Source organism: Pseudidiomarina donghaiensis (genome assembly GCF_900116895.1).
Lineage (GTDB): Bacteria > Pseudomonadota > Gammaproteobacteria > Enterobacterales > Alteromonadaceae > Pseudidiomarina > Pseudidiomarina donghaiensis.
Genome location: NZ_FPCF01000001.1, coordinates 393,719 through 409,497, shown reverse-complemented (window position 1 = coordinate 409,497; position 15,779 = coordinate 393,719). Strand labels below are relative to the sequence as shown.

General features: G+C 53.4%; 16 protein-coding genes. 3 read left to right on the top strand and 13 right to left on the bottom strand.

Going from position 1 to position 15,779, the window contains the following annotated elements:
- The first annotated feature begins 196 nt into the window (after window positions 1-196).
- On the top strand, window positions 197-418 hold the full coding sequence (locus BM334_RS01970; RefSeq protein ID WP_092837164.1) for a helix-turn-helix domain-containing protein: 222 nt from the start codon (window positions 197-199) through the stop codon (window positions 416-418).
- 3 nt (window positions 419-421) lie between these two features.
- On the top strand, window positions 422-1,684 hold the full coding sequence (locus BM334_RS01965) for a HipA domain-containing protein (RefSeq protein ID WP_092837161.1): 1,263 nt from the start codon (window positions 422-424) through the stop codon (window positions 1,682-1,684).
- Between the two features lie 83 nt (window positions 1,685-1,767).
- On the opposite strand, the gene BM334_RS01960 is transcribed toward BM334_RS01965, so the two are convergent.
- The 13 genes from BM334_RS01960 to gspC form a co-directional block, all read right to left on the bottom strand.
- Complete coding sequence (locus BM334_RS01960; protein WP_092837158.1) at window positions 1,768-2,586, bottom strand: mechanosensitive ion channel domain-containing protein; 819 nt, start codon at window positions 2,584-2,586, stop codon at window positions 1,768-1,770.
- A gap of 12 nt (window positions 2,587-2,598) precedes the next feature.
- Entirely contained in the window at window positions 2,599-3,381 is a 783-nt protein-coding gene (locus BM334_RS01955; protein ID WP_092837155.1) for a type II secretion system protein N, read from the bottom strand.
- On the bottom strand, window positions 3,378-3,887 hold the full coding sequence (locus tag BM334_RS01950) for a type II secretion system protein M (RefSeq protein WP_157981851.1): 510 nt from the start codon (window positions 3,885-3,887) through the stop codon (window positions 3,378-3,380). Before BM334_RS01950 ends, BM334_RS01955 begins: the two co-directional genes overlap by 4 nt.
- A 15-nt stretch (window positions 3,888-3,902) precedes the next feature.
- Window positions 3,903-5,168, bottom strand: coding sequence for a type II secretion system protein GspL (gspL, locus tag BM334_RS01945; protein WP_092837149.1), 1,266 nt, complete (start codon window positions 5,166-5,168; stop codon window positions 3,903-3,905).
- 33 nt (window positions 5,169-5,201) lie between these two features.
- The gene (gene gspK / locus BM334_RS01940; protein WP_157981850.1) at window positions 5,202-6,410 is read right to left on the bottom strand and encodes a type II secretion system minor pseudopilin GspK; all 1,209 of its coding nucleotides are present in this window, start codon (window positions 6,408-6,410) and stop codon (window positions 5,202-5,204) included.
- A complete protein-coding gene (gene gspJ / locus BM334_RS01935) occupies window positions 6,397-7,140 on the bottom strand; it encodes a type II secretion system minor pseudopilin GspJ (RefSeq protein WP_092837144.1) in 744 nt (247 codons plus the stop codon). The genes gspK and gspJ overlap by 14 nt, the downstream gene beginning before the upstream one ends.
- The gene (gene gspI / locus BM334_RS01930) at window positions 7,140-7,535 is read right to left on the bottom strand and encodes a type II secretion system minor pseudopilin GspI (RefSeq protein WP_092837141.1); all 396 of its coding nucleotides are present in this window, start codon (window positions 7,533-7,535) and stop codon (window positions 7,140-7,142) included. The genes gspJ and gspI overlap by 1 nt, the downstream gene beginning before the upstream one ends.
- Window positions 7,532-8,191, bottom strand: a complete 660-nt coding sequence (locus BM334_RS01925; RefSeq protein WP_092837138.1) for a pilus assembly FimT family protein — start codon at window positions 8,189-8,191, stop codon at window positions 7,532-7,534. The genes gspI and BM334_RS01925 overlap by 4 nt, the downstream gene beginning before the upstream one ends.
- A gap of 38 nt (window positions 8,192-8,229) precedes the next feature.
- Entirely contained in the window at window positions 8,230-8,646 is a 417-nt protein-coding gene (gspG, locus tag BM334_RS01920; RefSeq protein WP_092837135.1) for a type II secretion system major pseudopilin GspG, read from the bottom strand.
- A 1-nt stretch (window position 8,647) separates the two neighbouring features.
- A complete protein-coding gene (gene gspF, locus BM334_RS01915) occupies window positions 8,648-9,931 on the bottom strand; it encodes a type II secretion system inner membrane protein GspF (protein WP_092837133.1) in 1,284 nt (427 codons plus the stop codon).
- Between the two features lie 3 nt (window positions 9,932-9,934).
- Complete coding sequence (gspE, locus tag BM334_RS01910; RefSeq protein WP_092839206.1) at window positions 9,935-11,521, bottom strand: type II secretion system ATPase GspE; 1,587 nt, start codon at window positions 11,519-11,521, stop codon at window positions 9,935-9,937.
- A 16-nt stretch (window positions 11,522-11,537) separates the two neighbouring features.
- Window positions 11,538-13,640 (bottom strand): type II secretion system secretin GspD, encoded by a 2,103-nt coding sequence (gene gspD / locus BM334_RS01905; protein ID WP_092839203.1) that lies wholly within the window; start codon window positions 13,638-13,640, stop codon window positions 11,538-11,540.
- A 95-nt stretch (window positions 13,641-13,735) separates the two neighbouring features.
- Entirely contained in the window at window positions 13,736-14,677 is a 942-nt protein-coding gene (gspC, locus tag BM334_RS01900; RefSeq protein ID WP_092837130.1) for a type II secretion system protein GspC, read from the bottom strand.
- Window positions 14,678-14,832: 155 nt separating this feature from the next.
- On the opposite strand from gspC, the gene hslO reads away from it, so the two are divergent.
- Complete coding sequence (gene hslO, locus BM334_RS01895) at window positions 14,833-15,684, top strand: Hsp33 family molecular chaperone HslO (RefSeq protein WP_092837127.1); 852 nt, start codon at window positions 14,833-14,835, stop codon at window positions 15,682-15,684.
- Window positions 15,685-15,779: the final 95 nt, after the last annotated feature.

Here is a 15,779-nt window from a genome sequence, read left to right as displayed (position 1 = left end):
GTGCAGAGAGGGGTGCAGACCCTGGTCCGGACCTGGGGCCGCCCCCTCCTCTTCTCTAAAACAGATTATGCGATCACATAAACCACAACCAAACCACACACCCATCGCAAGTTATTTATTCGTTCACATAAATAAACTTGACCAAACCTTATACCACATCTATTTTTATACCATCGCATAAAAATTGGGACTCACTATGATTCAAGTCACAAGCGCTAAAGAAATCGGAAAAATCGCAAGGAAAGTCAGAAAATCCCAAAAAATGGATCAGCAAACAGCTGGCTCCGTAGCAAACTGTGGATTAACTTTTGTCAGTCATTTCGAAAATGGTAAGCCGACGGTACAGTTAGAAAAGGCACTGCAAATGCTCGATGCACTGGGTGTTCGTGTTTACCTTGACGTGCCACCGGAGAATTGAGCGATGACCGAGCGCCGTTTAAATGTATTCATAAGTTCGACCCTTGTCGGCGAGCTCGTTGAAAATAACGGGCTCTGGTTGTTCACGTACGATGAATCTTGGCTGAACTCGCCAAACGCCTACCCGCTTGCTCCGTATTTATCATTACGCAGCGCCCCCCATGTCGACACCGGAAGCTACCGGCCTGTGCAGTGGCTATTTGATAATTTGCTTCCCGAAGAAGCGGCGCGCGTTTTGCTTGCACGCGACTTAAAGACGAGCACCGAAGATGCTTTTAGCATGTTAGAGGCAATTGGAGCGGAGTCGGCCGGCGCGTTATCCCTTCTCGCCCCACAACAAAACCTAGCGACTGGCAAATACGTGCCGCTATCGAATGACGAAATTAGTCGTCGGATTCGCAATTTACCTCGCATGCCCATGAACGATCGCTCACGCAAGCGCATGTCTTTAGCCGGTGCACAACATAAGATGTTAGTGGTGAGTCATCAGAACCAACTGTTCGAACCGAGCGGCGATTATCCTTCGACACATATTTTAAAACCGGAACACTCGCAGCCGGATTTGTACCCATTCACGGTACGTAACGAATTCTTCTGTATGCGGCTTGCTCGCTTGTGTGGCCTAGATGTTCCTGAGGTTGATATTGGTTATGTCCCTGAAGCTTATTACTTAGTTGAACGCTTTGACCGTGTGGGGGCGTTGCCGGATTTGCAACGCCTTCATGTACTCGATGGCTGTCAAATGCTTGGGCTATCTGCCGGCGCCAAATATCGGTTAAGTACTGTGGATACTCTGGTAAAACTGCAACATCTATGTCGCTCCAAAGCGAAAACGGCACTTCGATTATTTCGTTGGATCTTGTTCAATTTCTATATCGGAAATGGCGATGCCCACCTTAAAAACCTGACGTTTGTTTTTTCTCCTGATGGTGTGGAGCTGATGCCCCATTATGACTTGCTCTCAACAATCATTTACGAGCCATTGGGTCAACATCTAGATGCTGAGCTTTCTCAACCTTTAGGTAACGCTCAGTACTTTGGGCAAGTAACCGTGCAAGATTTACTGGCCGTTGGGGAGGCGTTTGGCCTGCGTGGTAAAGTAGCTGCTAAAGAGATTTCGTTCATGGCTAAGCAAGTTAGTGAGCATAGCGCGTCATTAATTGATGAATATGCTTCATCTGCGAACCATGCCGGTAAGTCTGGTGAGTTGCGTATGCTGCGGCAGATTCAGCATTTGGCTATTGGTGAGCTTACTGCGCTTGGGTGAGAGAGGGGTGCAGACCCTGCTGCAGAGAGGGGTGCAGACCCTGGTCCGCACCAGGGTCCGGACCAGGGGCCGCCCCTCCTCTTTTAGTCCTGCTTGTGCAAGTGCACATCCATTTGCGGATACGGAATACCAATACCGTTCTTATCTAGCGCAATTTTAATTTCGCGCATTAAGTCCCAGTACACGCCCCAATAATCGGTGCTTTTTACCCAAGGTCGTACAATAAAATCAACCGATGAGCTGTTCAAAGCATGCACCTGAATATTCCAGGCTGGGTCTTTCAACAAACGGCTTTCTGCCGCCAGCACGCTCTCGAGCACTTCTTTGGTTTTGTGCAAGTCGGCGTCGTATGACACGCCAATGAGCAGATCGACGCGGCGCGTATCTTCTCGGTTATAGTTAGTAATTGGCGAGCCGGTAATTTGCGCGTTCGGCACAAACACCACTTTGTTGTCCGGGGTTTTCAGAACCGTTTGGAAAATATTCACTTCTTCCACGGTGCCGGAAACGCCACCCGCATCGACATATTCGCCGGCACGGAATGGACGGAACAAAATAATCAAAACGCCCGACGCCATATTTGCCAATGAACCTTGCAGTGACAAACCGATAGCCAAACCGGCAGCACCTAAAATGGCAATAAACGAGGTGGTTTCAACGCCAACTTGCGACAACGCCATTAGCACGGCGGCGATGAAGATAACGCTACGAACAATGGCGCCTAAAAAGCTGATCACCGCTTTGTCGGTGCCACGCTTTTCCATGCCTTTGCCCATAATTTTGGCAACTGAGTTCGCCACAATTTTACCCACAATCAGGATAATAATGGCGACCACGAACTTAACGGTATAGCCGAGAATCAATTCTTGGTTCTCGCTAATCCATGACATCACTTGTTCCATAAGTACTCCTTTTTACCATTTGAAATTGTAGCGCCCTTGCGCATCTGGTTTGCCGAGAAAAACTAATACATCGGTAACCGGCTTAGGCGTTTGTAATGTTGGCTTGATGCTGCCACTAACGCTTACTTGAGGCGCAGTTATTCGCCCATTCACTTGTGCGTTTAAACGTAAACCTACCAAGTTATTATCGTCGATAATGGCATTAATGCCATTTTGCGCGGTGCAACTTAGTTTGGTTTGGTAATCACCAAGTGGATGCCACTGGTGGTTTAAACGCATTTCGGTACGGCTTGTTGCAAAGGTGCCGTTTAGCGTATCGCAGAACTTTCCACTTTGAAAATCAGACAGTTGGTAATTTGCAATGTTAAGCTCAAAGTCGCCAGCCATGGTCAGGGGTACGGGCAAGTTCAGCTGTTGGATCGCCGGCTGCATGGCCCCTTTAAGGTTCGCTTGCAAGCTGGCTTGGCTGCTCGACGCCGTTAGCGTCGCCTCGCCATAGATAAAATTTGACGACGGAATTTTAAGTGCGACATTGGCTTCACCGGTGAATAACTGCCACGGGCTAAGCTGCCAGGTCACATTATTCAGGCTTAGCGTACCGCCAGTTGGCAGCGCCGCTTGAATGCTGGCTTCGCCTTGCCAGATGGTGCCGCTTACGCCGCTTAAAGAGAGGGGTGCAGACCCGGGGCCGCCCCCTTCGCCTACAAACCAAAACACCAACCGCGCCGGCGCCATGACAACCAGCGCCACAAGGTACAGCGGAATTAACCACAACAACCAACGCCAAGACATCATTCGCTCACCTGCAATCGGCGCACGCGAACTACACCCGCTGCGTCACCCTCTGTCGCATCGACATGGGTAATCGTCAGCCCGGCCTGGCTTTGTAAGTTTTCCACAAACTGCAGCAATGTATTAAATGGAACTTGGTCAATCACTACCAGCAAACCATCCGATTGCGGTTGCATCCGGCTAAGCTCAATCTTCGCGGCAGCCGCTAAACGAGTCACACGCTCAGTGACGCTACCGGGCATTTGCGCCGAAGAACCAGCTTGTGCACCCGCACTTTTTTGTGCCAAATAGGCGCCGGTGTTCTCGCGCACCCATTGCAATAACTCTTGCTGTGCTTCAATTTTACTTTCGCGCTCGCTAATACCGTCGGCAATTGGCTTCCACATTATGAAGTAAATCAATGTGATAACTAACAACACGGACGCCACACTCACGAGCATACGCTCGCGGTTGTTCATCTGATTTATTCGTGCCTCAAGCCCTGGCACGTTATGTAGTAATTTTTGCATGAACGTTGCCATTGCTTAGGAATCCTTCTTCACGGTAAGTGCGCCGCTGACTGCGCCCGCTTGGTTATTCACAGGGCCCTGCTCTACGGTGATTGTTCCAGACTGATTTGCGACCTTACGAAAATTCTCTAAACTCGCGAAACTATTGGCTTTTACCTGCATTTTCAGGGTATCCACTTCATACCTCAGTAACTGAAGTCTGACATCTCGATTCGCTTTAAACGCACTCTCAAGTTCAGACATTAACGCCAACAGAGAGGCCTTCTCGCTACCCTCCAAACCCAAACTGTCCATATGCTGGTTCAGCTGCGCACGCACATTAACAATGCGTTTTTCGTTGGGGTATGCCTCTTTATAAGTCTCTACAATGGCTTGCTCAAGTTGGTCAGACTGCTGGCCAAGTTGCACATATTCAAATACTTGGGTCGCGTAGGCCACGACAAACAACACACTTGCAGCAATCGCAGCCGGCTTGAAGCTGGCCGCAGTTTTTTGGCCCTTGCGTTTTTTGCGCTGCGAACGATACTGATGCTGACGCAAATTGATGCGCGCCGGCTGTGAATAACTATTATACGCTTGCGCGACAATGCTCAGCGGCACCTCAATGTCGGTTTCTTCCACGCGCTGCAAATTCAAGTCTTGCGCCATCACTTCAAGCAAGCTTGCGTCAGTGCTAAACCCGCTATATGGGCCGGTGCGCACCACCACGGTGTCGCCTAGGGTGAGCGCTAAGCTTGGTGCAAGACTTGGTGCGAGAGAGGGGTGCAGACCCTGGTCCGCACCCTGGTCCGCACTCTGGTCCGCACCCTGGTCTGGAGCGGGGGCCGCCCCCTCCTCTGCCGCAGGAAGCATGAACACATCCGGAAATATCTCATCGCAATTTATATTTGCGTCATCAAGCGCTTGCAGCCACTGCTGCATGGCTTCGTGTGCAACTACGGCTACAGGCACTTCGACGCTATCTGCCGATTTCTTTACTGGCGGCCACGCAAAATGTAACTCACTGATATCTTGAGCTAATTCGTCTTCCAGCGAGTTCGGAACTACCTGCGCGAGCATTCGCAGCGCACTTTTAGGCAGCTGCACACTCGTCAATAAAACATCGGTACCAGGTGCAAAACAAACCACTTCACGGCTGCGTGCATGGTCCGTCAATTCGCCGATCTCGGACAAATCTTTTAGTGTTCCGCTGGCAATTAATTCCGCCTGAGCCGGGCTCCAAATCAGCCAGTGCAGCGGCTCTTGCGGCTGCGAACTCAGACGAATAAATAACTGTTCCATATTCTTCTCTCTTTTATTGTGCTCGTGCACACATCACGGCGCGGCGTTCGCTCTAAACAGCACTTTAGCTTCTTCTTGCGTAATAAGAAACTGGCTCTGCGCAGCAATGACTAAATCGCCGTACCCAATTTTTGCATTCAGTTGGAAATACTTACTTTTCACGTCTAAATCGTCAAGTGCGCCGCCTATCGTTTCGGCGGTAACCCCTTCAGGAATAATGCCTCCACCGAAGTTTGGCACTGGCCCCTGGGAGGCTGCACTGCTAAGCGCACCATTGTTACGCGCGTCATCTAAACTCTCATATCCGTCACTGCGACGGGTGTTCAGAAACTCTTTCGCTTCGTCTTCACCGAGCGCGCCAAGCGTCACCGCATACAGCAATTCTGGTTGCTCTTTGCTAACCGTATTGACGTTAATTTTTAGCGAATTGTCGCGCGGTATCACGCACACGTAATCCTTAACGTCATTAAAAATCTTCGCTGTCACGCCACGAATTAAGCGTAATTCGCTTGTATGTGTCAGCCAACTATTCGCTGCCCCATGTGGGAACAGCAGACTTTGATAGTCGACCGACTCGGCGCCGTAGTTGCCATCAATATTGTCATCTTGATCTAGCCAATCGGCGAGCGAGTCGACAATAACATCGGCTGTGTACGGCTCAATATCTTCGCTAACACTTATTAGCAGCATGCGCAGCTGGGCTTTGCGGCGCTCTCTTTGCGAAGAGAGGGGCGCAGACCCGGGTCCGGACCCGGGGCCGCCCCCTTCTTCCGCGTCAGATGAGGGGGGTGCAGACCCAGGTTCGGACCCGGGGCCGCCCCCCTCTCTAAGGGAGTTCAAATTAAAGCAGCTGTGCAAGTCTTGAATGCCACCTTGTATCGCACCGCCGTCCACCGGATAGATATTGCCGCTTTCACTTTGCTGGAACCACATTTGCTGCTGATGGGCGACGCCGTCGCTTTCGCTAAGCTCGCGTTGTAGCAGTTCGCGTACAATTTCTTCGGCGCTCAGCCAGTACCAATACGCCTGTTCGGCTTGTTGAAAATTCGCGGTGCGCAGCACGGTAGTTTGTAAGCGCCCACTTAACGTTACCGCCATCACGGACACCAGTGCGACCACTAACAGAACCATCAGTAGCGCGACGCCGCGCTGTTTGCTCGCATAGGGGTTATAGCTGGCTGTGCGGTTTGGGTTACGGCTTGGGTGACGGCTTAGGTGACCGCTGCGACTAAGGCTGTGCATTAGAGCCTCCGTCTCGCGGCGCTTCGTTGAAGTCGCCACCATTGAGCAAAAATACGCGATTTATTTCGCCCCAGCGTTTGGTTTGCAAGGTAATTTCTAGCGCGTCGGGTATTACAGTGGGGGGCGGCCCCTGGTCCGAACCACGGTTCGAACCAAAGTCTGAACCACGGTCCGAACCTGGGTCTGCACCCCTCTCTCCGCCGCCGCGCGAACGTGCCAAAAACCGCACGCTAAAGCTTTCAACGTCTTCTATCAGCACGCGGGTTTGCGGCTCGCTGGCCGAGGTGACGTCGACGAAGTAGAAATGCTCACGCACTAAATTGCCGTCGCGCAGTAAATAGGCGACGGGTTGTAGTTCGCTGCGTGGGAATAAACCCTGTGGATTAAACCAACCGCCGCGTACGAAGCCTAAGCGTTCGTTGTCGTAAAAGACGAACCGGCCGGTGACGTTTTCGCGCGGCACAATTTGGCGTATGTCTTGTTCCATGACGAGCATGGCGTACTGGAGCTTTTGTAGTTGCGCGATAGCCTCTTCGCTTTGCTCGCTGGTACGCATTATCGCGTTGATAACTGCTGCAGAGGCGAGGCCGATCACGGCCATAATGACGACGGTGACTAGTACTTCTACTAGGGTGAAGGCGTGGGATTTGCCTCGCTGCGCTGACGGGCGATAACCTCGCTGCGCTCGTCCCGGCGTGGAACGCCGGGCTACGGTGGTACGTGGGTGCATTAGTTTGCTCCCAAGTAGCGGCTGAGGACGACTAGGGCGCCGCTGTCGTCCGTTGGCATATTGGCCGTGTCGTACACGCGTATGGTCACGTAAAACACGTCTTGGGTTTGGGTTTCGAGTACTTCGGCGCGCCAATGCCATTGCTTGCCACCGACGGTTTCCACGCCGGTGTCGTTGTTTTCCGGCGGATATTCAAGGCTGATACGTGCGAGTGCGTTGGCGCCGGCATATTGGGCCAGTGACTTGTCTTGCATGTAGTTTAGGTTGTTCAGGTGCTGGCTGGTTGCGGCTACGGCGGCAAGGGCGGCCATGGCGAAAATGCCTAGGGCGAACATGACTTCTACTAGGGTGAAGCCGCGGGCTTTATTTTGCCGAGTGGCGGTGGCATGGGTCATAGGTCACCTCGGGAGAGGGTGATGTCGATGCCATTTTCGCTGGCAATTTTCCATTCGGTACCGGCGCGCAGTGCGAAGTCGTCGCGCAAAGTTATTGTGAAGGGTGCGAGATCGCCGCTACCGAAAATAAACAATTGCGGTGTGGGTTGACTCTTTAATTTTGCGCGATCGCCGCTACCCTCAGCGTCATCTTCAGCGCCATCTTCGTCGTCCGAATTCCCGGTGAACTCTCGCTCATCCACCGCGAATACTTCATCAATATCCGTATCGTCTTGCTCTAGCAGTGCCAAATCGGCGGTTTCAATGGCCAACGACACTTGTTCGTCTAACGAGGTACGGCGTAAACCACGGTAGTTTAGTTCTTGCCAGCGGCCATCGGTAAATTGCAAAAAGCGATAGCTGGTGCCGTTGTCGTCCACACGTAGGCCTAATATCGCACTGCGAACGAGGGCGAATTCGCGTGCATAATTGATGCGTTCATACAGCACGCGAGCGTTTTCTTGCACGCTGTCGTCGCGCTGGTCGGGCACCACAAAGCTAACGGTGAGCGCAAGCATGCCGATCACCGCCATGGTGACCATGACTTCGACTAGGGTGAAGCCTCTTGCGCGAGGCAAACTGGCTGCACGGTTAGCAGGCTGACTGGTATGGGTCATGGATAACGGCCTTCGGCCACCCGTCGTGGAACGACGGGCTACTCGATGTTCCAGTTGCCGATGTCGTCATCAGTGCCTGGCTGACTGTCGGGGCCGGCTGAGAAAATGTCGATATCGCCATTTTCGCCTGGGCTAAGAAGTAAGTACTCGCTACCCCACGGGTCGGCTGGTAAGCGCTGAATGTAGCCGCCGCGACGGTAGTTGCGTGGGCTTGGCTGCACGTTTGGCTCTTGCACCAAGGCTTCAAGGCCTTGTTCGGTGGTTGGGAATACGCCGTTATCTAGGCGGTACTGCGCCAGTGCATTTTCCAACGCGATGATGTCGGTGCGCGCTTTTTGGCGGTTGGCTTGGTCGGCCGAGCCGAGCACGTTTGGCAAAATCAACGATGCGAGTAAGCCGAGAATGGCGATAACAACCATCACTTCGATAAGACTAAAACCTGTTTGTTTTTTCATACTACAACCCTACGCTTTGATTTAATTGTAAAATTGGCTGGATAATGGCCAGCACGATAACTAAGACAACGCCGGCCATGACAACAATCAGGGCTGGCTCGAATATTTTTAGCGCCACGTTCATGGTGGTTTCGAAGTCGCGATCTTGGTTGTCGGCGGCGCGGCCAAGTAATTGCTCCAATTCACCCGACTTTTCGCCGGCGGCAATCATGTGCAGCATCATCGGCGGGAATAATTTTGTTTGCGCTAACGCCGCACGCAGCGATGAGCCTTCGCGTACACGGTCGCATGCTTCTTCCACGGCAATTTGCATGGCGCGGTTGCTGAGAACGCGGCCGGTAATGCGCAAGCCATCCAGTAGCGGCACCGCTGAAGCCGACAGAATACTTAGCGTGCGAGCAAAACGCGCAGTGTTGACGCCTTTAATTACGCGCCCAAATAACGGTACTTTCAAGACGAACGCATCGAACTTGTCGCGCCGCTCGGGTTTGCGCAATAACTGCCCGCCCACCACAAGGCCAACCAGAATTGCGACCAGGGCGTATATGCCATAATTTTGTAAGATTTCGCTGACCGCCAACAAGAAGGTGGTGGTGGGTGGCAAGGTTTGATCTAAGCCACTGAATTGCTCGACTATTTGTGGCACTACGCTCACCAACAAGAAGATGATGACGCCAATGGCTACTAGGGTCAAAACGGACGGATACACCAGCGCCTGAATAAGTTGGCCTTTGAGGCGATTGCGCTGCTCGGTGTAATCCGCCAACCTGTTGAGAACTTCGTCCAAATGGCCCGAGCGTTCGCCGGCGGCAACCATGGCAGTGAATAACTTGTCGAACACGTGCGGATATTCGGCCATGGCCTCGGCCAATGAATAGCCTTCGACCACTTTTGAGCGCACCGCCATGATCAACTTTTGCAGGCGCGGCTTGTCGGTTTGCTCAGACACCGCGAATAATGCTTGTTCAATGGGCAGCGCCGCGCTGACTAGCGTCGCTAGCTGACGGGTGATCAAAGCTAAGTCGGCTGCGCCAACGCCGCGCGTTTGCAGGCGCCGAATAAAAGCAGAGAGGGGTGCAGACCCTGGTCCGGACCCTGCTCTGGACCCTGGTGCGGACCGGGGGCCGCCCCCTTCTCTACCAGAGGCTTCCGCCAGCTCCACGCTAACCGGAATCAGCCCTTGCTCGCGCAGTTGCGCGCGCACTTGGCGTTCGGTGTCGGCTTCAATAACGCCTTTGGTTTTGCGGCCGCTGGCGTTCAGCGCTTGAAATGCGTAGGCTGCCACGGTTTACTCCTCGCGCGTGACGCGCAAAACTTCTTCTAACGTGGTTTTGCCCGCTAAAACTTTGGCTAATCCGTCGTCACGAATGGACGGCTGGTGCTGGCGTACATATTTCTCAATGGCTTGTTCGCCATGGCCGTTGTGGATAAGTTCGCGAACGCGCTCGTCCACCACCAATAATTCGTGAATACCGGTTCGGCCGCGATAGCCGGTGTGGTTACATTTTTCGCAGCCCACCGCGCGATACAAGGTGGCGCCGGTAGCGACGTCGCCGTCCGCGACATAGGCCAGTTCTTCGGCGCTGGCTTGGTACGGCTGTTTGCAGTCGTCACATAGCGTGCGCACCAAGCGCTGGGCCAGCACGGCTAACAACGATGATGACAACAAGAACGGTTCCACGCCCATGTCTTCTAAGCGCGTGATAGCGCCGGCGGCGGTGTTGGTGTGCAATGTGGATAACACCAAGTGCCCGGTTAACGAGGCCTGCACGCCAATTTGCGCGGTTTCCACGTCACGTATCTCGCCGACCATGACCACATCGGGGTCTTGGCGCAATATCGCACGTAAGCCCCGGGCGAATGTCATGTTCACTTTCGGGTTCACTTGGGTTTGGCCAATGCCCTCAATGGTGAATTCGATGGGGTCTTCTACCGTCAAAATGTTGCGGTCACGCGAGTTAATTTCCATCAGGCCGGCGTACAAGGTGGTTGATTTACCTGAGCCTGTCGGGCCGGTGACCAAAATAATGCCGTGCGGCTTTTTAATAAGCTGCGAGAATACGTTACGGTTAGCTTCGGTCATACCGAGCTGTTCGAGATTTAGCCGTGCATTGTTTTTGTCGAGCAAACGCAGTACCACGCGCTCGCCGTGACTTGACGGCATGGTCGATACCCGCACGTCTACTGCGCGGCCGGCTATTAGTAAACTAATTCGGCCATCTTGCGGCACCCGTTTTTCGGCAATGTCCAACTGCGCCATCACTTTAATGCGCGACACCAGCAACGAGCTGAGTTTGCGGTTGGGGCGAATCACCTCGCGTAGCACGCCGTCGATGCGAAATCGCACCAAGAGTTCTTTTTCGAAAGTTTCGATGTGAATATCCGACGCGCCTTCTTTGATGGCTTCGGATAGCATTGCGTTGATGAGCTTGATAATGGGCGCGTCGTCTTCGCTTTCTAGCAAGTCTTCGGTTTGCGGCAACTCGTCGGCCAGCGAGAATAAGTTGCTTTCGTTGCCGATATCTTCCATCAGCTGCTTGGCTTCGGATGAATCGCGCTGGTATGCCTGCGTTAGAATGGCTTCGAATTCTTCGGCGCTGTGCTGCTGCAGCGCAAAGGGCGCGCCGAGCACGCGGCGCACTTCCAGCAATGTCTGCGGCGTCACGCCTTCGCGCGCATGCACCGTCGCGGTAGAGAGGGGTGCAGACCCCGGTCCGGACCCAGGTGCGGACCGGGGGCCGCCCCGCTCTCTATCACCTTCTCTGGCGTCGGCAACCACCACGCCGTGGCGTTTCGCAAAGGCGAACGGCAAACGGCGCGGTGCAACTTGTGCCGCAACTTCTGCTACTTTGTTCACTTCAGCAGCAGAGCTCATTGCTGCTGCGTTTGTATCAGTCATTACCACCACCGTTATTGACGCGGCTTGCACGTGGGTTCAGAGCAGGGTCCGGACCAGGGTCTGCACCCCCCTCTGCACCTTGGTCCGGACCAGGGGCCGCCCCCTCCTCTCGCAAATACTCATCAAACGAAGGCGGCAACGTCAGCGGCCCATCCCACTCCGGCATTACCGGCTGGTCGGTGAATGGCATAAGTTCAACGCCGTCTTCTTGCTGTTTCAATTGCTCAGCGCGAATGTAGTTGTATTTGCGCGACGAAATCTGCCCCGCGGTTACGCCATCGCGCACAATGCGTGGGCGTAAAAACACCATCAAATTACGCTTTTGGCGCGACGTTGAAGTGCTCTTAAATAAATGCCCCAAGAACGGAATGTCGCCCAAAATTGGTACTTTCGATACCGACTCTTGCACGTCTTCGTCAATCAAGCCGCCAAGCACAATGGTTTCGCCGTCGTCGGCCATCACCACGGTTTTCAGCTCGCGTTTGTTAATGGTGATATCCACCGAGGTGGCGCCGCTAATGCTCGACACTTCTTGTTCAATCACCAACTGTACGCCGTCGCCTTCGTTAATTTGCGGCGTTACTTTCAGCTTAATACCCACGTCTTCACGCTGCACGGTTTGGAACGGGTTGTCGTTGTTCGAGCCAGTGGTCGAACCGGTAATGGTTGGTACCGATTGGCCCACCAAAAACTGCGCTTCTTCGTTGTCCAGCGTCATAATGGACGGCGTGGCCAAAATGTTCGAGTTGGTGTTGGTGGTAACCGCCTGCAAAATGGCGCCCCAGTCATTTTTCACCACGCCAATCATCATGCCGTTCACGTTCTGCAACACTTGCGCCAATAGCGACACATCTCCCGGTTTGTCCGGCTCAGTGGTGGTGACCACGTTGCCGTCAACAATAGTAGTGGTTTCGCGGCCCGGCTGCTCACGCGCCATGTACGCGCCCGCCGCCACTTGGCCAATTGAGGCTTGGCGACCGTTGTTGTATTGCACCATGCCGCCGTCTTCGCTAATCCATTGCAAGCCAAAATCGACGCCATCGCCTTCCATAATTTCTACGATAATGGCTTCAACATGCACCTGCGCACGACGAATATCTAGCTGGCGAATAACCCCTTCAAGGCTAGTCAGCAAGTCTGGCTGCGCGGTAATCACCAATGAGTTTGAGGAGTCATGGGCACTAATGCTAATGGCCGCGCCAGAAGCTGACGAACGACGGCCCGGCGCACCGGCTGCACCTGCCGCACCGGCTTCTTTTTCAGCCTGTAAGCTTTGGCTAACGTTTTGTAAAACATCAACTAATTCAGCTGCTTTGGCGTACTTCAAATAATAAACGCGGGTGTTGCCTTCGGTTTTTAGGTCTTGGTCAAGTTGGTTCACCAACCGCACCACACGCTCACGGGCGCGCGGCTCGCCGCTGACCACCACGCTGTTGGTGCGCTCGTCGGCCACAATTTTTGGAATCAATAACGCCGGCGTACCGTCGTTGGCTTTTTCGAACAAACTCAGCGCAATGCGCACCACTTCGGCCGCTGACGCGTATTCAAGCTTGATCACGTCGACGTCTTGGTTACCTGCGCGGTCTACCCGCTCAATAATTTCTACCAAGCGCTGCACAGTTTCGCTGCGGCCGGTAATCATAATCACGTTCGACGGGTCATAGCTCACCACGTTGCCGCCGCCGCTTTGGTCGTTCAGCAAACGAAGCAATGGCGCTAATTCGCGTACACTAACATTCGACACCGGTACCACGCGGGTGACCAAGGTATCGCCGCCTAACGAGTTGTCGTCCACCACAGGAATGGCGCCGTTACGGGCATCTTTGTCGCGCATGACTTTAATCACGCCGGATTCCATTTCTACCGTGGCAAAGCCGTAAACATCTAATACGTTTAAGAAAAACTGCCAATATTGCGACTCAGTCATCACGTCGTAGCTTCGCACGTCAATGCGCCCGCGAACGTCTGGGTCGATGATCATGGTGCGCCCCAAATTGCGGCCAACCACCTGAATAAACTCAGTAATATCAGTGTTCTTGAAGCTGGCGGCATATTCCACAGCTTGCTCGTTCGATGCCTGAGCTTGTGCATTCATGCCAGCGCGCGATTGCTGGGCGCTAACGTCGCTAAGCGTACCCGCTAGCGAGGCGCCTAAGGTTAATGCAATCGCGAGAGTTGTTTTACGCATACTTATTCCTCTAGATCGCGAATATCTAGTCGCAAATCAGTGTATTGATTATTACGCTCGACAGTAATTGTCGCCTCGGTCATGGAGCCAAGTTCGCGCATTAATTTCATCGCCGTGCTAACACGGGTAAGGTCTTCGCCGTTAATGGCTACGGCTAAGTCGCCGTCACGAAAGCCGGCTTTGTTGAATAATTCGGGGTTTGCACCTGGGCTTAAGCGGTATCCGGCCAAGCCGTTGCCTGAGCGTACTGGGGTAATTTTCACGTGCTGCAACAGGTTATCTGCCACTTCGCGCACTTCTGGGCTGGCATTTTCGAGCACTTCGCTGCCAGCGCCGTTGCCGTCGCTGCTATCAAAGCCGCTACCGCCCGCATCAACCGCCCGAGCCGACCGCGATACCTCGTCCGAGCCTGAACCCGAGCCTGAACCTGAACCAGAACCCGAACCAGAGCCGCGCGAATTCGCCATGGTCAACGACAAGCCTTCGCTCAGCTCACCAATGCCCTCAAGCTCCAACGTTTCTAGGCGGCCGTTGTTATCGAGAATCACTCGGTCGGCGTAAATTTCTTTAATGATTACCTGGGTGCCGTTGAGCTTTTCGCCCATGACGTACACTTCTTGTTGCCCGCTGCGTTCGATAATTGCCGCCGAACGCTCCGGCACATTTGAGGCCGATACGCCAAGCAAGCGGATATTCAACGAGGTTTTTGGCGCATTGCTCGCCGCCACTTGAGCCACAGGCGCAGTGCCAAACAAGTCGAGGTCAATCAGCGATTGTGCGGAAGCCTGCCGTTCGCTCTGCGCGGCGGACACACTTAAAGGCCCGCTCGCCACCGGCGTGGCTGGAGTGATAATTTGCCAAGTTAGCTGCGCGCCAAACCAGACCGCGGTAACCGCACACACTGCGGTAACCAAATAGTTGACGTGCGTGTTCTGTATCTGCATGAGCTATTTACTGCGCTTACTAATAGTTATAATTTTGTGACAATAGCGTCGTTTGGACATTCTAGCTTTACTATACACAAGTGAACAGATCAAATTCGAGGATTCTGGTATAATGCATACAATTTTTTACAATCATATTGCAGAAGCCGTACGCTATGACCAAACCCGAACTGAAAAACTACCCTCACGATCAATTATTACGCTACACGTTTTTAGAGCAAGACGTGCGCGGCGAGTTGGTGCAATTGAGCAGCAGCTATCAGCGCATGATTCTAGGACACAACTATCCTGCACCAGTTCAACGCTTATTGGGCGAATTAATGGCCGCCACCTCGCTATTAACCGCGACCTTGAAGTTTGAAGGCCATATTTCCATTCAAATTCAAGGCGATGGCCCGGTTAACTTTATCGCAGTAAACGGCTCACATCATCAAGAATTACGCGGCATTGCGCGCGTTCGCGAAGAAATTTCCGACGACCAAAATGACTTGCGCACCCTCATGGGCGACAAAGCGATTCTGGTGATCACCCTGACCCCGCTTGAGGGCGAGCGTTATCAAGGCGTCGTCAGCGGCCAAGGCGATAGTATTGCCAAAATTATCGAAGATTACTTCATGCAATCTGAGCAATTGCGTACCCGAATTTGGTTACATGCTGACGGCGAACACGCCGCAGGTATGCTGCTACAGGTTATGCCTGCAGCTGGCACCACGCTTGAAGCATTCGAGCATTTGGAGCATTTAACCGACACCATTAGCGCGGTCGAATTGTTCACGCTGCCGGGCGAGCAAGTGCTGCACCGCCTGTACCACGAAGAGCACGTGGAGCTATATCCAGCCCAGCCCGTATCGTTCAAGTGCGGCTGCTCGCGCGAAGGCACCTTGGAAGCCATGGCCTCAGTGTCGCCCGAAGAACTGCGCGAGATTCTCGCCGAAGAAGGCGCCATTGTCATGACCTGTGACTACTGCCAAACAGAATACCGCTTCACCGAAGCCGACCTTGCCTGACGCCGCCGCGACCGGTAGCCCGGCGTTCCACGCCGGGTCGGCGCAGCCGGTTATTCTGGCATCGTTGTAGCCCGGCGTTCTACGCCGGGTCGGCG